This window comes from Pseudophaeobacter sp. A-200-2, from assembly GCF_041008815.1.
Taxonomy (GTDB): domain Bacteria; phylum Pseudomonadota; class Alphaproteobacteria; order Rhodobacterales; family Rhodobacteraceae; genus Phycobacter; species Phycobacter gallaeciensis_A.
Genome location: NZ_JAXGFU010000008.1, coordinates 58130 through 76963, shown reverse-complemented (window position 1 = coordinate 76963; position 18834 = coordinate 58130). Strand labels below are relative to the sequence as shown.

Annotated in this window: 17 protein-coding genes; 7 read left to right on the top strand and 10 right to left on the bottom strand. The window is 60.8% G+C overall.

All coding sequences use genetic code 11. The features are described from left to right. Positions 1-29: 29 nt before the first annotated feature. The 10 genes from katG to SM766_RS13115 all read right to left on the bottom strand — a co-directional run bounded on the left by katG (position 30) and on the right by SM766_RS13115 (position 10599). A complete protein-coding gene (katG, locus tag SM766_RS13160; protein ID WP_368948055.1) occupies positions 30-2246 on the bottom strand; it encodes a catalase/peroxidase HPI in 2217 nt (738 codons plus the stop codon). A gap of 414 nt (positions 2247-2660) precedes the next feature. Further along, positions 2661-3716, bottom strand: coding sequence for a c-type cytochrome (locus SM766_RS13155; RefSeq protein WP_368948054.1), 1056 nt, complete (start codon positions 3714-3716; stop codon positions 2661-2663). Continuing rightward, complete coding sequence (soxC, locus tag SM766_RS13150) at positions 3700-4983, bottom strand: sulfite dehydrogenase (RefSeq protein ID WP_065273489.1); 1284 nt, start codon at positions 4981-4983, stop codon at positions 3700-3702. The genes SM766_RS13155 and soxC overlap by 17 nt, the downstream gene beginning before the upstream one ends. Positions 4984-5065: 82 nt before the next feature. After that, positions 5066-6763, bottom strand: coding sequence for a thiosulfohydrolase SoxB (soxB, locus tag SM766_RS13145; RefSeq protein ID WP_274829019.1), 1698 nt, complete (start codon positions 6761-6763; stop codon positions 5066-5068). A gap of 102 nt (positions 6764-6865) precedes the next feature. Continuing rightward, positions 6866-7717 carry a sulfur oxidation c-type cytochrome SoxA gene (gene soxA, locus SM766_RS13140; RefSeq protein ID WP_065270567.1) on the bottom strand — a complete coding sequence of 284 codons (852 nt, stop codon included), beginning with the start codon at positions 7715-7717 and terminating at the stop codon, positions 6866-6868. A 77-nt stretch (positions 7718-7794) separates the two neighbouring features. Further along, entirely contained in the window at positions 7795-8124 is a 330-nt protein-coding gene (gene soxZ, locus SM766_RS13135; protein WP_065270568.1) for a thiosulfate oxidation carrier complex protein SoxZ, read from the bottom strand. A 38-nt stretch (positions 8125-8162) separates the two neighbouring features. Beyond that, a complete protein-coding gene (gene soxY / locus SM766_RS13130; RefSeq protein ID WP_065273490.1) occupies positions 8163-8579 on the bottom strand; it encodes a thiosulfate oxidation carrier protein SoxY in 417 nt (138 codons plus the stop codon). A gap of 49 nt (positions 8580-8628) precedes the next feature. Further along, positions 8629-9105: a sulfur oxidation c-type cytochrome SoxX gene (gene soxX, locus SM766_RS13125; protein WP_065270569.1), complete on the bottom strand. Its 477-nt coding sequence runs from the start codon at positions 9103-9105 to the stop codon at positions 8629-8631. A 124-nt stretch (positions 9106-9229) separates the two neighbouring features. Continuing rightward, positions 9230-9832, bottom strand: a complete 603-nt coding sequence (locus tag SM766_RS13120) for a thioredoxin family protein (protein ID WP_065270570.1) — start codon at positions 9830-9832, stop codon at positions 9230-9232. Between the two features lie 29 nt (positions 9833-9861). After that, on the bottom strand, positions 9862-10599 hold the full coding sequence (locus tag SM766_RS13115; RefSeq protein WP_065270571.1) for a cytochrome c biogenesis CcdA family protein: 738 nt from the start codon (positions 10597-10599) through the stop codon (positions 9862-9864). A gap of 136 nt (positions 10600-10735) precedes the next feature. Between SM766_RS13115 and SM766_RS13110 the strand changes: the two genes are divergently transcribed. From SM766_RS13110 to SM766_RS13080, 7 genes are all read left to right on the top strand, one after another. Further along, positions 10736-11152 (top strand): hypothetical protein, encoded by a 417-nt coding sequence (locus SM766_RS13110; protein ID WP_065270572.1) that lies wholly within the window; start codon positions 10736-10738, stop codon positions 11150-11152. Between the two features lie 85 nt (positions 11153-11237). Further along, on the top strand, positions 11238-11567 hold the full coding sequence (locus SM766_RS13105; RefSeq protein ID WP_065270573.1) for an ArsR/SmtB family transcription factor: 330 nt from the start codon (positions 11238-11240) through the stop codon (positions 11565-11567). A gap of 240 nt (positions 11568-11807) precedes the next feature. Beyond that, positions 11808-12866: a YeeE/YedE family protein gene (locus SM766_RS13100; protein ID WP_368948053.1), complete on the top strand. Its 1059-nt coding sequence runs from the start codon at positions 11808-11810 to the stop codon at positions 12864-12866. A 201-nt stretch (positions 12867-13067) separates the two neighbouring features. Then, positions 13068-15098, top strand: a complete 2031-nt coding sequence (locus tag SM766_RS13095) for a PhoX family protein (RefSeq protein WP_368948052.1) — start codon at positions 13068-13070, stop codon at positions 15096-15098. A gap of 218 nt (positions 15099-15316) precedes the next feature. After that, positions 15317-15787: a DUF302 domain-containing protein gene (locus SM766_RS13090; RefSeq protein ID WP_368948179.1), complete on the top strand. Its 471-nt coding sequence runs from the start codon at positions 15317-15319 to the stop codon at positions 15785-15787. Between the two features lie 88 nt (positions 15788-15875). Next, positions 15876-17495, top strand: coding sequence for a thiamine pyrophosphate-binding protein (locus SM766_RS13085; RefSeq protein ID WP_368948051.1), 1620 nt, complete (start codon positions 15876-15878; stop codon positions 17493-17495). Continuing rightward, complete coding sequence (locus tag SM766_RS13080; protein ID WP_490363359.1) at positions 17482-18681, top strand: CaiB/BaiF CoA transferase family protein; 1200 nt, start codon at positions 17482-17484, stop codon at positions 18679-18681. The genes SM766_RS13085 and SM766_RS13080 overlap by 14 nt, the downstream gene beginning before the upstream one ends. Positions 18682-18834: the final 153 nt, after the last annotated feature.

Here is an 18834-nt window from a genome sequence, read left to right as displayed (position 1 = left end):
GTTTTTCGGACAGATCAGACAGGCCGTATTCAGGACAGATCGAAGCGATCTGCGTTCATCACCTTGGTCCAGGCCGCCACAAAGTCATTGACGAATTTCCCGCCATTGTCCGCCTGGGCATAGACCTCGGCCAGGGCGCGCAGTTGCGAGTTGGAGCCAAAGACCAGATCACAACGGGTGGCTGTCCATTTGACCTCTCCGCTGGCGCGGTCGCGGCCTTCGAACTCCTGTGCCTCGTCCGAGGTGGGTTTCCACTCGGTCGACATATCCAGAAGATTGACGAAAAAGTCGTTGGACAGGGTTTCAGGCTTATCCGTGAAAACACCATGGGCAGTCTGCCCGACGTTGGTGTTCAGAACCCGCAGGCCACCGACAAGCGCTGTCATTTCCGGTGCTGTCAGCGTCAGCAGTTGCGCCCGGTCCAGCATCATCTCTTCCGGCGCAACAGTGAACTGCGTCTTCTGGTAGTTGCGGAAACCATCAGCCACCGGTTCCAGCACCTCGAAGGATTCCACATCGGTCTGCTCAGCCGTTGCGTCTGCACGTCCCGGTGTGAAAGGCACGGTGATGTCCTGCCCAGCCTTCTTTGCAGCCTGCTCGATACCGACCGAACCACCCAGCACGATCAGATCTGCCAGCGACACCTGTTTGCCATCGCTGCGGCCTGCGTTGAAGGCGCCCTGGATTCCTTCCAGCACGCCCAGAACACGGGCCAGCTGTTCGGGTTGGTTGGCTTCCCAGTCCTTTTGCGGCGCAAGACGGATACGGGCACCGTTGGCACCGCCCCGCTTGTCCGACCCACGGAAGGTCGAGGCCGAGGCCCAGGCGGTCGAAACCAGCTCAGGGATGGTCAGATCCGAAGCCGCGATCTTCTCTTTCAGTTCGGCGATTTCCGCCTCACCAATGACCGGATGGGTCACGGCAGGGATCGGATCCTGCCAGATCAGATCTTCGGCGGGAACCTCATCGCCCAGGTAGCGCGATTTCGGCCCCATGTCGCGGTGGGTCAGCTTGAACCAAGCGCGGGCAAAGGCATCTGCGAACTCTTCCGGGTTCTCGTGGAAACGACGCGAGATCTTCTCATAGGCCGGGTCCATGCGCATTGCCATGTCGGCAGTGGACATGAAGATCGGAACCTTCTTGGACGGATCCTCCGGATCCGGCGCCATATCCTCTTCCTGGATGTCCTTGGGAGTCCAGACCCAGGCACCGGCCGGGCTTTTGACCTTTTCCCATTCGTATTTGAACAGCACGTCAAAATAACCGTTGTCCCATTTGATCGGGTTCGACGTCCAGGCGCCTTCCAGACCCGAGGTGATGGTGTCACGGCCCTTGCCGGATTTGTAGCTGCTGAGCCAGCCAAAACCCATCGCCTCCATCGGCGCGGCTTCGGGTTCGGCGCCCACATGAGCGGCATCGCCCGCGCCGTGCATCTTGCCGAAGGTGTGGCCACCAGCGGTCAGCGCCACGGTTTCCTCGTCGTTCATCGCCATGCGGGCAAAGGTTTCGCGGATGTCGCGGCCCGAGGCGATGGGGTCCGGGTTACCGTCAGGACCTTCCGGGTTCACGTAGATCAGGCCCATCTGCACGGCGGCCAGCGGGTTTTCCAGCTCACGATCGCCAGAATAACGGCTGTTTTCCGTATCAGAGGTCGCCAGCCATTCGTCTTCGGCGCCCCAGTAGATGTCCTCTTCCGGCTCCCACACGTCAGCGCGGCCACCGGCAAAACCGAAGGTCTTGAAGCCCATGTCCTCAAGCGCGCAGTTGCCCGCAAGGATCATCAGGTCGGCCCAGGAGATCTTGTTGCCGTACTTCTGCTTGATCGGCCACAGCAGGCGACGCGCCTTGTCGAGGTTGCCGTTATCCGGCCAGCTGTTCAGCGGCGCAAAACGCTGCTGCCCCGTGCCGCCGCCCCCGCGGCCATCGCCGGTGCGGTAGGTGCCTGCGCTGTGCCAGGCCATGCGGATGAACAGACCGCCATAGTGACCGTAATCCGCCGGCCACCAGTCCTGGCTGTCGGTCATCAGCGCATAAAGGTCTTTCTTCAGCGCCTTCAGGTCGAGTTTCTTGAATTCTTCTGCGTAATCAAAGGCCTGCCCCATCGGGTCGGACTTTGCGCTGTTCTGATGCAGGATCCGCAGGTTCAGCTGGTTCGGCCACCAATCGCTGTTGACGCGCGCGCCAAAGGTGGTTGTGCCGCCGTGCATCACCGGGCATTTGCCGCTGGGAATATCATTGCCGTCCATTTTTTCCTCCGATTATTGCTACGTTTCTGTCGTCGTGGCGCGACACCTGCCCCGGAATGGGCCATTCCAGAAGGACAAGTGTCTGTCAGGAGAAGAGCCTTTGCGTGGAGTGCAGAAACGCAAATCGGATCCGCAGCCCTAAAGGCTTCCCTCCCTTAACCTAGAAACGTTCTAACAAATCCGTGTGATAAAAATAAGTTATTTTTACTGATAGCAATCATAGCAAATTCCTATGCCTTTGTTCGCGGATGCGCGAACCACAGCGACCCAGCCAACAATCAATCCTGATCGACAATAATAAACAGGCGCGGAAACGATCCGCGCCTGTTTTCAGAGATGTATTGCCAGGTGGACTGCCCGGCCCCGCCGCCCCATGAAGAGCGGCAATGCCAGAACCATATGGCCGTCAGACCATCAGCCGCCGAAGGACTTCAGATAGGCGATGACCGCTTCGATGTCGTCGTCTTTCTTCAGCCCAGCAAAGGACATTTTGGTCTTTTTCATGTATTTCTTCGGCTTTGCCAGGAAGGCAGAAAGCTCGTCTTCGGTCCAGACCAGACCGTCTTCATTGGCCGACTTCATGGCCTTGGAATAACGGAAGCCTTCCACAGCACCAGCAGCGTGACCAACGATTCCGTTCAGAACCGGACCGGTCTTGTTCTTGGCTTTGTCACCCACCTGGTGGCAAGACTTACACTTTTTGAAGACCTTTTCGCCATCTGCAACCAGTTCAGGGTCCAGCGCGGCAACCTCTTCCACCGGCTCAGCGGCGGCAGGCTCTTCCGCCTTGGCCTCTTCAACCACGGCTTCACCGGTTTCCGCCGGAGGGACTTCGCCGGTTTCGTCTGGGGTCACGTCCAGAACCGCCGCACGCATGGTGATTTCCACGCTGTCCTTGCAGTTTTCCATGCAAGGCGTGTCGGTCCAGAAATGCGCTTCGGAGGTCAGGCGGTCATCGACGATGAAGCCATCCGCGTTGGGCATTTCCACATCCAGGAAGTTCTCGTTCGACAGGGTGAACTCGTCATCCACCAGATCGTTGGAGTACAGGATATAGGCCACGATGGCATAGACCTCATCCGGTTCCAGCGTCTGCGCCGCACCAAAGGGCATCGAGCGGTTCACGTAGTCCCAGGTAGTCGACAGATGCGGCCAGTAAGAACCCACGGTCTTCAGCGGGTCCTCGTGGTCCAGTGTGTCTGCGCCACCAGCCAGTTTCGGCCAGTTGTCGACACCCTCGGCGAAATCGCCGTGGCAAACCGCGCATTTCTCGGCAAAGACCTCTTCGCCGGTGAAGACATCACCGGAACCTTCGGGCAGGCCGGTCCCATCGGGGCTGACGTCCTGATTCCATGCGGCGATCTCTTCGGGCAGCGCCGGACGGCCCAGTCCGAATTTCTCTGCATAGGCAGGCACCGCCAAGGCGGTGGCCACTGCTGTTGCTGCGATCAGATTAGGAAACTTCGACATTTTCCGCCTCTCCGTTTGCCTTCACCCACCAGGTCTGGATGGAATTGTTGTGATAGATCGAGTTCAGACCACGCACGTCGCGCAGCTGGGTCTTGGTCGGCTGCACATAGCCCGAGCTGTCGCGGGCGCGGCTTTGCAGGAACATTTCCTGACCGTCCCAGTCAATATCGAGGTAGAAGCGCGTCAGCGCCTTATCGGTTCCGGGCGCCGCAAGGCGGGCCTCATTCCAGGTTTTGCCGCCATCAATGGAGACGTCAACGCCGGTGATGTGGCCGCGACCGGACCAGGCCAGACCGGTGATGACCAGCGGCCCCTTGCCGTGGGTGATCGGCGACTGCGGGCTGGGGCTGGTGACAACGGATTTCGCATCCATTTCCCAGGTCCATTTGCGGCTGGTGCCGTCGGCCAGCGTGTCGGTGTACTTCGAGGTTTCCTCGCGGGATTCAACCGGGCCGTTGGTGACTTCGATGCGACGCAGCCACTTGACCCACATGTTGCCTTCCCAGCCGGGAACGACCAGACGCACCGGATAGCCGTGCTCTTTGCGCAGGGCTTCGCCGTTGGCCTTGAAAGCCACCAGAACGTCGTCCAGCGCCTTGTCCATTGGGATCGAACGGCCGTTGGAGGAGGCATCGGCGCCTTCCACATAGACCCATTTGTCCTTCAGATCGCCTGCAGCATCCAGACCGGCCTCTTCCAGCAGCGTGCGTAGGCTGACGCCGGAATATTCCATGTTGTGGATCATGCCGTGGGTGAACTGGGCACCGTTCAGCTGGGCACCCGCCCATTCCATGCCCGAGTTCGCCGCGCATTCGCAGAAGTAGACGCGGTTTTCACGCGGGAAACGCTCCAGATCTGCGTAGGAGAAGACCAGCGGCGTGTCGACCAGACCGTTGATCATCAGGCGGTAGTCTTCTTTCTTCAGCTCGATCGCGCCCGAGTGGTGACGTTCGAACGCACAACCCTGCGGCGTGATGGTGCCATCCAGCGCGTGGATCGGGGTAAAGTTGATCGACGAAATCGTATCGGCGGTCAGCCATTCCACGTTGCGGCGGATCACATCCGATTCATAGCTGATCGGAAGACCATAGGGGGTGGCGTCGACGCCATCACCCAAGCCGCTGGCCCATTCCTGGACTTCCGTGATCAGCGGGTCAGGCCCGGCCGCCTGGGCCGCACCAGCAACCGCAGATCCGGCCCCGGCCGCAGCCGCACCCGCCAGAAACTGACGGCGCGACGGGGTGAAACCCTTTGAATTATCGCTCATCTTGTTCATGCCTCCATATTTAGATGAGTGCCCTGGCAGGGCCTCATCGGCGCAAAATTTGCCCGTCAGGCGGCGGCGCTGATTAAGCGCCGACCACCTTGACCGAGTTGTTCGGGTTGACCGTGACGGTGCCCATTTTCTTGATGTGGTTTTCGACAACGTCCCAGATCTGCGGACCTTCGGTGCCTTCGTTGACGCTGGCCCAGCCTGCGACCATGTAGGTCTTCGCCGGATCGATCGCCTCACCGTTCTTCAGCAGCGTCATCTCGGTGATCCGTTCGCCCTGCGGTTTGGTGATGTCGATGCGGTAGCCCATGCCACCGATGCGCACCATGTCGCCGCCCTGCTGGTAATAGGGGTCCGGGTTGAAGATGTTGTCAGCCACGTCTTCCAGGATCACCTTGATGAATTCACCGGTCATCTCGCTGCGATAGGCTGCGCCATAGCTCATAGAAGTGACGTTCCAGATGTCTTCGCGGGTGATGTCGTCACCAGGTACCAGCGACGGGCCCCAGCGCACGCCGGGCGACATGGCGATATCAGCTTCCCGCTCGCTCAGCAGCGCATCGCAGATCAGATCGTCCCAGGTGCCGTTGAAGTTGCCGCGGCGATAGAGCAGCGAGTCGGTCTGGCCGATCACCTCTTCCAGTTCGGCCTTGAACGGCGCGCGCTGTTCGTCGATCAGCTTGGAGATCACAGGATCGGGCGCGATGACATCCGAGAAGATCGGGATCAGCTTGTGCTTCAGCCCCATCATCTGACCATCGCGCACGTCCAGATCCACGCGGGAGACGAATTTGCCGTTGGAACCGGAGGCGATGATGTGGGTCGTGCCCACCAGCACCGGTTCGGGCAGCGCATCGTGGGTGTGGCCCGACAGGATCACGTCGATGCCGGTGACAACGCTGGCCATCTTCTTGTCCACGTCGAAACCGTTGTGCGACAGGCAGACCACCACGTCAGCGCCCGCTGCGCGGACCTCGTCCACCATCTCCTGCATATGCTCGTCACGGATCCCGAAGGAGTATTCCGGGAACATCCAGCCGGGGTTGGCGATCGGCATATAGGGGAAGGCCTGACCGATGACGGCAACCTTGGCGCCGCCGCGTTCGAAGAACTTGTACGGCTTGAACAGCTCGGCCGGTTCGTCCCATTCCGAGTCAAAGATATTCTGCCCCAGCGCCGCAAAGGGCAGACCTTCGACGATCTCATTCACACGGTCAGAGCCCAGCGTGAACTCCCAGTGGAAGGTCATCGCATCCGGTTTCAGCGCGTTCATGACATTGACCATGTCCTGACCTTCGGTCTTGTGACAGGTCATGGAGCCGTGCCAGGTGTCGCCGCCGTCCAGCAGCAACGCATCGGGGCGGTCGGCCCGGATGGCATTGATCACTGTCGACATGCGGTCCAGACCGCCTACGCGCCCGTATCCTTTGGCGAGGGAGGAAAAATCGTCATAGGTGAGCGCGTAAGCGGAAGGACTGCCATCCGCGATGCCATAGGCCTTGCGGAAGTCGGCACCGGTGATATGCGGCACCTGACCCTTGTTCGCGCCCACCCCGAGGTTGATCGAGGGTTCACGGAAATAGATCGGTTTCAGCTGCGCATGAATGTCGGTGACATGGATGATGCTGATATTGCCGAAGGTATCAAACTCCAGCAATTGATCCTGAGTCAGGCTTTGCTGCGCCGCAAGACGCCCCCAATTGCCAAAACCAGATGCCCCGACCAGGGCAGAGGCGGCCATCGAAACCTGCAGAAAATCACGGCGCGAGATCATGGTACTCTGATATCCTGTGTAAACATACGACATATTCGCATGTGTGAATATTGAAAGAACGAAAGACCCCGCACCATGAACTGGCACGGGGTCGTTCCGGGTTTAGTTACGGACAGACGGTCCTTCGACCGACAGGCCGTTGCCGCGCGAAGCGACATAAAGCTCAAGTGCGACGAAATCCTGCGAACCGGGCTTGTAGGTTTCGGCGCGGGTATCACGTACGCAGCCTTTGAAACGTGCATGAACGGTGTTCAGCTTGGCGTTTTTCAGGCGGTAGGCCGGGAAGCCATTGATCTGGCCTTGGCTCAGGTGGTCGGCGCGGATCATGTTGCCATAGTTGTCTTCATGGCAGTTCGCGCAGGACAGCTCGAGCTGGCCGGTACGCGTGTAATACATTTCCTTACCTTTTTCCCACATCGCCTGAACCGGACCATCGGTGGCAACGTTGACGGGCATGCCACGCGACTGGACAGAGATCAGAGCCTCCATCGACGCCATGTCACCGCCAGTGTATTTCCACTTGTCGGCGCCCATCTGGTTTTCGCGGCAGTCGTTGATCTGCATGGCCAGGGTGCGGACTTCGCCAGCTTCTTCGTTCCACTTGGGATAGACTGCGCGCACGCCTTTCATGCTGTCGGCAACATCGTCGTGGCAGGACGCGCAGGACTTGCCTTCGGATCCTTCGACGGTTTCCCAGCTGTCCATCGCCTGATCAACAAAGACCATCGCGGGGTTTTCAAAATCGTCCATCTGCAGGGCTTGGGTCTCGTCCGAGCGGAAGTGCCAGCCAGACATGACTTCGTCCAATGCGTCAGCGACTGCAGCCGGGGCCGCAGTCTTGGTGACCATTTCGATCTCTTCGTTCACCACGAGCGTGTCGTCGTCTGCGCCGGCGAAGGCGGCCATCGGCAGGGCCAGCACGGCGGCAATGGCAGTGAGTGCCTTATATTTCATTCCATATCCTCCCTTGGGTATCCGCCTCGCCCGCCGGAGTGGCGGACGAGACGCTTGCCTTTGAGATCCGGAAAGGATCAGGCGATCTTGATCGACTTCGCCGTGTCGTAGACGGATCCATCATCGTCATACCATGTGAATTTGAAGTCGCCTGCTTCAGGCACGGTGGCTTCAAATTCAATGTAAGGGTTGGTGGAAATCGCCGGTTCCATCGTGACGTCGATCACCATGGCGCCGTTAAACTCGCAAGTGAAACGGTTGATGATCGAACGCGGAATGACGTTGCCTTCCTTGTCCTTACGCTGGCCGCTTTCCATCTTGTGGCTGATCAGCGTCTTGATGGTGACGGCTTCGCCAGCAGCGGCTTTCTTCGGGACCTTGACGCGGGGTTTTACACCGGATGCCATGTCTTAACTCCTTGAATTCGGAAAGGGATGCGGGGCGATCAGCCGCCGCAGCCTCCGATGGTCACTTTCACAGCGGCGCTTGCCTTGGCAAAGCTGCCGTCTGCCATTTTGGCAATGGCCACGACGTCCTGGGTACCAGCAAGGCGGATCCGGGTGGATGCGGACTGGCTGGCGGCACCGGGGCCGAAGTTGAAGGTTGCAACGCCGGGGGTCGGGTTGCCGGTGGCCAGAACCATGATCGCGGTCGCGCCGGGGGCGTTGACCGAAATCGGCACGGTGTTGCCATTTTCGGCAATCTCCGGCGCAGTCAGTTCAATACCGCTGTCGGCCATATCGGCACCGCCGGTGAACTCGGCGATCTTATCGTCTGCCGATGCGCTCAGGCGGTAGGGCAGAACCGTCAGCACGGCGGCGCCCAGGCCCATCGCCAGGGTTTCGCGACGTGAGAACTCCATCATTTGTCTCCTTTGACTTCGCTCGGACAAGCAGCTGGAAGCTGCTGTCTCACTCTTCTTTCAGCGTCGCGAGGAAAGCGACGACATCTTCAATCTCCTGGGCGGTCAGGATCGGCGGCAGCGGCTCTGCGCCCGCCTTACCGGTGTAGGCATCGCCCGGACGGATAAACCCGTCGACCTTGTAGAACGCAGGCATCATGGTGCCCTCGAAGGTCATTTTTGCATTCGCCACGAGGCCACGCAGCTCAGCTTCGCTCCAGCGCTCCCCCGCGCCGTCCAGCATGGGGCCGATTTCGCCGTGGAAGGGCACGTCAGCCAGTGCAGTCACCTGATGACAGGCCACGCAGTTCCCCTTGGACTTGGTCCCGGCGATGATCGCACCGTTGGCCGCGTCGCCAGCAACACCTGTCAACGATTCGGCAATTGCGCCATCTTCGGTGAATTTCACGTCTTTCGGCGCGACTTCGCCCGCCTGCGACATGGTCCCGGCCAGACACATGGCCAGTGTCAGAGATAGTCTCTTCATGGTTCCTCCCGTTGGCTGCCACCGCGAAGTGGCCTGCTTAGCTATTGCATACCGTAGGCCACCGAAGGCCTGGGACGCAACAACAAATTCATTAATGTGAATTTTAATTCTCTTGCGTAAAGGATCAGTCTGTTGATCCATTGTTGCGCTCCTGAATGCGGCGCGCGTGATACCTTTGGAAATCCTCCCCATTATCAAGCTCGTACCGCTTCTCGTTGACCCAAGTGAACATATCGAGCGTGGTCCCCGCCCCAAAGGCCCCCGGCATGATGGAAACGGCCGCCTGCACCGCGGTCTGATCCTCGGGCACCTCTTCCGGCAGGAAAAGAATCGTCGGCGTGAACAGCACGTTCCACTTCCGCGCCATCTCCCGCTCCTGCAGGGTTTCGCCGTCGAAATCCGTCACCTCGGTGGAGCCGTGCAGGTTCAGCTGAACGACGAAATAATTCTCTTCGATGTAGTTGCTGACTTCCGGACGCGGGAACACCTCCTCGTGCATCTTGGCGCAGTAAATGCAGCCCCGCTGCTCAAAGAAAAGAACCAGCCGCTTGCCCTCTGCATTCGCCTCGGCAAGGTCTTCCTGAAGGTCCTTGAAGGTGTCACGCATCCATGCGGTTTTATGAAGGCCGTCGTCGCCCACCTCGACCGCTGCCACCGGCCCGGCCAGAAGCACCGGAAGCGCCAGCGCGGCAAGCGGTGCGGAAATCATTTTGAGTAATCTATTCATTGCCTTGTCTCTCCCATTTATGGTGACAGTCAGCCAATTGTGGACAGTCCGGGCATCCAGCGGATCATTGCATCGGCAATGTAGCTGACACCTCCGGTGACAATCAGCACAGCGAACAGGATCAGCATAACCCCCATCGCCTTTTCCACCCAAGCAAAAGCGGTCCGGTGCCGCGCCACCCAGGCTAGGAACGGCTTTGCGAACAGGGCGGCAACGACGAAAGGCGCTGTCATTCCAACACCGTAGACCAGCAAGAGCAGGCCACCGCGCCAGATGTCCCCCATGCCGGAGGCGATCATCAGGATCGACGCCAGCGCCGGTCCCACGCAGGGAGTCCAGCCAAAGCCAAAGGCCAGCCCCATCAGATAGGCCCCGATCAGCGTGGAAGGCTCGGCCGAGCTTTCCATGCGTGCCTCGCGGTATAGGAGCGGAATGCGCATCACGCCCAGGAAATGCAGGCCGAACAGGACCAGCACCCCGGCGGCGCCATAGGCCAGAATATCCATGTAGCGCCCGAACAACTGCCCCAGCGCGGTAGCTCCCATGCCCATCAGCATGAACACCGTGGTGACACCGGCTGCGAAACACAGCGCAGAGATCACCAGTCGGCGCTGCGCCCCCGGCGCAATGCGCCCGTCGCCGCGCAGTTCAGCCATCGAAAGCCCGCCCATGTAGGACAGATAAAAAGGCACCATCGGCAGGATGCAGGGCGTGAAAAAGCTCAACAAACCGGCAAACAGGGCCCCAAAGTACGATATTTCGAGCATCTCAGCTCCTTTTTTGGGCGCATTAGCCGATATTCGGGGACGGCGCGCCTTGTCTCATTCACATATTCAAATTAAGTTGTGTTACATAAAGAACCTACTCACTGCACCTTCGTCAACGGCTTCGAACGGCTTCATCATGGTTTTTGCGTCCACAGTTCCTCTGCGGCCCTTGCTGCTGCTGCGCCGGTTGCTGGCCGGTTTTTTTGTGCTGTGCACGCTCAGCCTACCTGCCCGGGCAGTGGAACTGGTGATGGTCGAACAGCATGGCTGCGAATGGTGCGCGCGCTGGAACGAAGAAATCGCACCGATCTATCCCAAAACGGCCGAAGGCGCCTTTGCGCCGCTGCGCCGGGTGGATCTGCGCAATATGCCGGATGACTTGGAAACAACTCGTCGCGTTCTTTTTACCCCGACCTTCTTGATTGTGGAGGACGGTCATGAGAAGGCCCGGCTCGAAGGATATCCGGGGGCCGATTTTTTCTGGCCCCTGCTGGAGGCGCTGCTGCGCGATCATGCAGACTTTGCGCCGGATGGAGAAGTGGGCGACAGCTGACCGGTTTGGAGACCGACACGTCTGGCTGATTGGGACAAGTATAGATGTGCGGGGCCATTCGGCCCGCCACAAAGGAGAATGAGCGATGGGGTTGCCGCAATTTTCGGTAGACATGGCAGATGACGATCTTGAGAAGATGATGGACAACGCCACCACGGCGTCCAATTTCCTCAAGGCGATCAGCCACGAAGGTCGTCTCATGATCCTGTGCCATCTGGTCACCGGCGAGAAATCCGTCACCGAGCTGGAAGAGCTGCTTTCGGCGCGTCAGGCAGCGGTATCGCAGCAACTGTCCCGCCTGCGCCTTGAGGGTCTGGTAGTGCCGCGCCGCGACGGCAAGGCCATCTACTACCGGCTGGCAGACGACCGTCCGCGCCGCATCCTCGAAGTGGTCTACGACCTCTTCTGCAACTGAGCACGACCTAGATTTTTTCCCTGCCCTACCCGTCTTGTCCCGGTCTGGAGCCAGCAAGATACGCACGGCCTGAGCGACCTGTAGATCCTTCAACATCTGTCCGCCCCGTTGCGTTCCCGAGCTCCCATAGCTGACCACCTGCCCATCGACAGCAGGCGGCGACAGCGCGATGCCGCTTGCATCGCACACCTCCTTTCTGCATGACTCGAAAGATAGGAAACCTGCCGGGAGGGGCGTCTCATGTTTGATATGCTGACAGAACATCACCTGGCGGCCATTGCAGGCCTCGTAGGCGGAATCCTTCTTGGCCTTGCTGCCCGGCTGGGCAGGTTCTGCACGCTTGGCGCGATCGAGGACGTTCTTTATGGCGGCTCCACCCTGCGCATGCGTATGTGGATATTGGCAATCGGCGTCGCCGTTATCGGCAGCTTTTCCCTTATCGCAGCAGGACTTATGGATGAAAGCGAAAGTTTCTACCTCAGCATCAGATGGATGCCTCTGGCTTCAATCATCGGGGGTTTGATGTTCGGCTACGGAATGGCGCTTAGCGGCAATTGCGGCTATGGCGCTATCGCCCGACTGGGCGGTGGTGATCTGCGCAGTTTCGTCATCGTGCTGGTCATGGGCGTGTCCACCTATGTGGTTCTTTCCGGTCCGCTTGCGCCCTTGCGCAATTTCTTCTTTGAGCAGCATCAGGTCACGACCGATATTCCCCCCGGGCTGGCCCATCACGCCGCTGCCCTGACGGGTCTGCCACTGCACACCATCGGGCTTACCGTCGGCGCCGTGCTGGTCATCGCCGCGCTTTGCGGACGCGAACTGCGTCAAGACAAGAGCGCGGTCTTCTGGTCCGTGATCGTCGGCCTTGCCATCGTTTCGGGCTGGGGCCTGACCAGCGAGGTCAACCAGACCGGTTTCGAAGCCCTCCCGGTGGTGTCGCATTCCTTTTCTGCCCCTCTGGGCGAGACTATTTTGTGGACCATGACCGGCAGCCTGCGCCCCTTGTCCTTTGCCGTCGGCTCCATCGCAGGAGTCTGGGCCGGGGCCTTCATCGGCTCGCTGATCAAGGGGCATTTTCGCTGGGAGGCCTGCGAAGACCCCCGCGAATTGCGCCGCCAGATCGTGGGTGCGGGCATCATGGGCGCAGGTGCCGTCATCGCCATGGGCTGCACCGTCGGTCAGGGGCTCAGCGCCTTTTCGCTGCTGGCCGTTTCCGCGCCGGTCACCTTCCTGGCGATTTTTGCCGGGGCGGCGATTGGCCTGCGGCAGCTGATCGAAGGCTTCCGCCCCGCCGAGTGATCTGGATTCGCCCCTTCGCCGACGCCGCCACAGCTTGATATACGGGGCATCAGCTCCGGATAAAGTATCGCGAACAGGCGAAAAACGGCCCAAGTTGTAACGGTTTGGTAAAACCTTGGAGCACGTCACGCAATTGTTACAGGTCCGCGCAACTTAGCACGCGACGACGCACCGTCGGCATCTGGAACTTTGGAGCAAGCCATGGACCGCAAGCAAATCATCAACGATCCCGAAATCGGCAACAAGGCGGAAGCCTATGAAGCCTTTGACGACATCCCTACCAATCCTCGGCTTGAACGCACCATCGGCGATGTGATCAACGCCCGCTATGGCCGTCGCGACCTGCTGAAGGGCATGCTGGGCGTCTCCGCCACCACCGCCCTGTTCGGCACCTCGGCCCTGATCGCTCCGAACGAAGCCACCGCCGGTGGCCACGGTGGCAGCCGCTACAACTTCGAGGAACTGACCTGGGGCAACGACGAAACCCACCATATCGCCGATGGCTATGACGCCGACGTTCTGCTGCGCTGGGGCGATCCGATCACCGCCGATGCCCCGGAATTCGACGTGATGAACCAGAGTGCCGAAGCCCAGCTGAAGCAGTTCGGCTACAACAACGACTACGTCGGTTTCACCCCGCTGAACGCCGAAGGCACCCGCGGCCTGCTCTGCGTGAACCACGAATACACCAATGAAGAGGTCATGTTCCCGGGCCTTGGCCGCCAGGACAAGGCAGGCTTTGAAGGCATGACCAAGGAGCTGGTCGACATCGAAATGGCCGCCCATGGTGGCACCGTTGTGGAAATCGCCAAGGGTGCAGACGGCAAATGGGCCGTGGTGCGCGATGGCAAGATGAACCGCCGCATCACGCCGCTCAATACCGAGATGACCATCGACGGCCCCGCCGCCGGTCATGACCGGATGAAAACCAACGCCGATCCTTCGGGTATGTCGGTCATCGGCACGCTCAACAACTGCGCCGGCGGCATGACGCCTTGGGGCACCTACCTGATGGCCGAAGAGAACTTCCACGGCTATTTCTGGACCGATTCGGTCGACGGCGACGGCAAACCCGATATCTCGGCCCAGCCCGAAGCCAAGAACATGAAACGCTACGGCGTGCCGGGCCGCTGGTATGCCTGGGGCAAGTTCTACGACCGCTTCAATATCGACAAGGAGCCCAATGAACCCAACCGCTTTGGCTGGGTTGTTGAAGTCGATCCGCGCAATCCGGGTGCCAAGCCTGTGAAGCACACCGCCCTTGGCCGCTTCCGCCACGAAGGCGCCGAAACCACTGTTTCCTCTTCGGGCAAGCTGGTCGTCTACATGGGCGACGACAACCGCTTTGACTACCAGTACAAATATGTCTCGAACGGCGTAGTGTCCGACGATGCCGCCGCCAACAGCGCCCTGCTCAGCGACGGGACCCTCTTTGTAGCCCGCTTTGATGAAGACGGCAGCGTTGAGTGGATGCCGCTGGTGCATGGCACCGGCCCGCTGACCGCCGAGAACGGCTTTGCCAGCCAGGCCGATGTTCTGATCGACACCCGCCTTGCTGCCGATGCCCTGGGTGCCACCCCGATGGACCGCCCCGAAGACGCGCAGCCGCGCGGCGACGGCACCGCCTACATCATGCTGACCAACAACTCCAAGCGTAAGGAAGAGCAGGTCAACGCGGCCAACCCCCGGGCGAAATCCAACTTCGGTCACATCATCGAAGTGAAGGAAGAAGGCGGCGATCACGCAGCCACCCGTGGCACCTGGTCGATCCTGGTGAAATGCGGCGATCCCGAACTGGCCGAGGTCGGCGCCCAGTGGAACCCTGAAACCAGCGCGAACGGCTGGTTCGGCTCCCCGGACAACTGCGCCTTTGACGCCGATGGCCGCCTTTGGGTCTCGACCGACCAGGGCAGCAAATGGGGCAAGACCGGCAAATCCGATGGCCTTTATGGCGTCGAGACCGAAGGCGATCTGCGTGGCACGTCCAAGCTGTTCTTCCGCTGCCCCGTCGGCGGGGAGCTCTGCGGCCCCTACTTCACCGACAACGGCGAAACCCTGTTCCTGGCGGTGCAGCACCCCGGCACCGATGGCACCAAGGCTCTGAAAGGCTTCGAGCGCGCCTCGACTTTTGAGGATCCGGCCACCCGCTGGCCCGACTTTGATCCCAAGATGCCGCCGCGGCCCTCGGTCGTCGTGGTTACGAAAAAGGGCGGCGGCAAGATCGCCATGTAATCTTTACCCTTGGCATGAACAAAGCATTCAACGCGCCCTCAAAAGGGGCGCGTTTTTCTTTGCTGATGCCGCCCAACCTCCCGACGGGGCATAGTCAGCAGCACGGGGATGTGACACCTGCGTGATTGCAATCCGGGTTAGGCTTGTGGCTCCACAAAACAACGGAGCCCATGATGAACCTGCGCCCAATCCTCGTCGCACTTGCCTTCAGTCTGCCAATGCTGTCCGGACTGGCCTTTTCGACCGTCACCCTGAGCGCGCAGGCAAGCATCGCCGGAGAGGTGTCTGCCCGCCCAAGCTGGGAGGTGCACGACACGGCGAAATCCTACCAGCAGTTGTTGCAGGATACGCAGGCGGCGGTGCGGGCCAGCGATCTGGCCATCGTCACGCAGGCCGGCCCCACCGGCGCTGCAGCGGCGCGCGGGATCACCATTCCGGGCAACCGGGTCATCGGCGTTTTCAACAATGTCTTTGCGGTCAACATTCTGGAAACCTCGACCGCCGCCATGATCGAAGCCCCGATCCGCCTCTATGTCACCGAAATGCCGGGCGGCACGGCGCAGCTCTCGTATAAGCGGCCAAGCCATGTCTTTGCCCCCTACCGGGACGAAGGCGGCGACAGGCTGATGGCGCTTGCAGAGGAGCTGGACCAGCGGTTTGATCAGATCGCACAGGAGGCGTTGAAGTAACGCCACCGGGTCACAGAGCCGTGAGGGTGCTTGCGCCCCGCGTCAGGGCAGGCAATCTGGCTCTGACATCAGATAGGAACAGATCGCCATGACTGACAGTTTACGCGCCGCCGACGTTCTGGCCCGGCGCCTTTATGCGGCCGGATGCCGCCACGCCTTTGGCATGCCCGGCGGCGAGGTGCTGACGCTGGTCGACGCGCTAGAGGCGGCAGGCATCACCTTCCATCTGGCGAAACACGAAAACGCTGCCGGCTTCATGGGCGAAGGTGTGCATCATGCCGATGGCGCCCCGGTCATTCTGGTTGCCACCCTCGGCCCCGGCGCGCTCAACGGGGTCAATGTGGTGGCCAACGCCCATCAGGACCGGGTGCCGATGCTGGTTCTCACCGGCTGCGTCGATGCTGCCGAGGCGCAAAGCTACACCCATCAGGTGCTCGACCATGGCGCCGTCTTTGCCTCCATCACCAAGGCGACCTTCCGTCTGGATGCGGATGCGGCTGACGTGATCGCAGACAAGGCGGTCGCCATCGCCACCGAGCCGCGCAATGGTCCGGTGCATATCGACGTGCCGATCTCGGTCGCGGATGCCCCTGCCAGGGATCGCAACTTCCGCCGCGCGCCTGCTGCGCCCACCCAGCCAGACAATAACACACTGGCGCAGACGCGCAGTTGGCTGGCGCAGGCCGAGCGTCCCTTGGCCATCATCGGACTTGATGCGGTGGCCGAAGGCGCGGGTCCTGCCCTTCGCGCCTTTCTGGAGGCGCATCAGATCCCCTTTGTCACCAGCTACAAGGCGAAGGGCATCCTGCCCGAAGATCACCCCCTGTGCCTTGGCGGCGCCGGGCTGTCCCCCCTGGCCGACAGCCACCTGTTGCCGCTGGCGGCGCAGTCGGATCTGATCCTGTCGCTTGGCTATGATCCTATCGAAATGCGCCCCGGCTGGCGCAACGCTTGGGACCCAACCCACCAGCGCGTGATCGAGATCGCTGCCGAACCCAACACCCATTACATGCATCAGGCCAGCCTCAACATCGTGGCGCCGCTTACCCCCGCGCTGGATGCCCTGACGGAAAAAGCCGAGACAGCACCGACGCGCTGGCCCGGCGGAGAGCTGAGCACCGCGCAACAGGCGCTGCACACCGCCTTTGATCCGCAGGATGACAGCTGGGGACCGGCGGGCGTGATCGCCGAATGCCGCGCCACTCTGCCTGCCGAGACGCTAGCCACCGCAGACAGTGGGGCCCACCGGATCTTGCTCAGCCAGATGTGGCAGTGCAACGAGGCGCGCGGGCTGATCCAGTCATCCGGGCTTTGCACAATGGGCTGCGCCGTGCCGATGGCGATCGGGCGCAAGCTGGCGCAGCCAGACCGTCCCGTCGTCAGCTTTTCCGGCGATGCAGGCTTCCTAATGGTGGCCGGGGATCTGGCCACCGCTGCCGAATTGGATGTGGCGCCGATCTTCGTGGTCTTTGCCGATGCCAGCCTCGCCCTGATTGAGCTGAAACAGCGTCAACGCCAGCTTAAAAACCGCGGCGTCGATTTCGCCCGGCACGATTTTGCCGCGATGGGCCGGGCCTTTGGCGGCAACGGCGTGACGGTACGTAACCGCACCGAACTGCGCGCCGCCCTCACCGATGCCTTGGCTTCTGATCGTTTCACTGTCATCTCTGCCGAAATCGAACCCGGAGGATATGATGGACGCATCTGACACGCTGCCACACGGGGCCCTTGATGGGGTCAAGGTTCTCGACCTGTCGCGCATTCTGGCCGGCCCCACCTGTACCCAGCTGCTGGGCGATCTCGGCGCCACGGTCATCAAGGTGGAAAACCCCAAATCGGGGGGTGACGATACCCGCCAATGGGGCCCACCCTATGCCATGGACGCCGACGGCAACCCCACGGATCTGTCGGCCTACTACATGGCCGCCAACCGCAACAAACGCTCGGTCGCGGTGGATATCACCACCTCCGAAGGTCAGGCCGAGATCCGCAGGCTCGCTGCCGAGGCCGATATCCTGATCGAGAATTTCAAACCCGGCGGACTGGCGAAATACGGGCTGGATTATGCCAGCCTCAAGGATGAGTTTCCCCGGCTGGTCTACTGCTCGATCTCGGGCTACGGGCAGACCGGCCCCAACAACCACCGCCCGGGATATGATCTTGTGGCGCAGGGGCTTAGCGGCATCATGTCACTCACCGGCGATCCCGAGGGGCAGCCCGTGAAGGTTGGCACCGGCATCGCCGATGTGATGTGCGGTATGTATGCCTGCATTGGCATTCTGGCTGCGCTGCGCCACCAGGAAAAAACCGGTGAAGGGCAGCAGATCGACCTGGCTCTGGTCGACAGCACCATTGCCTGGCTGATCAACGAAGGCGTCGCCTATCTCAACACCGGCACCTTGCCGACCCGGCGCGGCAACGAACACCCCAGCATCATGCCTTATGGCGTCTACGAGACCTCGGACTCCCACGTCATCCTGGCGGTGGGCAACGATGCCCAGTTCCGGCGCGTGATGGAGTTCCTCGGGCTCGAAGGCCTTGCAGACGATCCCCGTTTTGCCACCAACCCGGCGCGGCTAGAGCATCGCGCAGCGCTCAACGACATCATGATCCCGGCGCTCAAACGCTTCACCATGGACGAGGTGATCGCCGCGATGGAGGCCCGCAAGGTGACCGCCGGTCCGGTGCAGACGCTCGACCGGGTCTTTGCCTCCGATCAGGTGGCTGCGCGGGGCATGGCCATCGACATGCAGGCCGGGGACACTCCCGTGAAACTGCTTGGAAATCCGCTCAATTTCTCGCGCACCCCGGTCACCTACCGCCACGCACCGCCCAGCTGCGGCGCTGACAGCGACCGGATTCTCGGCGCCGAGGACCCGTTTTCCAAGGCTTAGGCCATATTCTGCCCGGCACGATCCGGCCGAATGTTACAAAAACCGGCAAACGCCTGCCTTCGTGGTGGGCGTTTTGCGTTTCAAAGACCCGTCTGGCGGGAAATTGCCCGCAAATATTACAGGTTTCAGCGGGTTTCCCCACCTTCAAACACG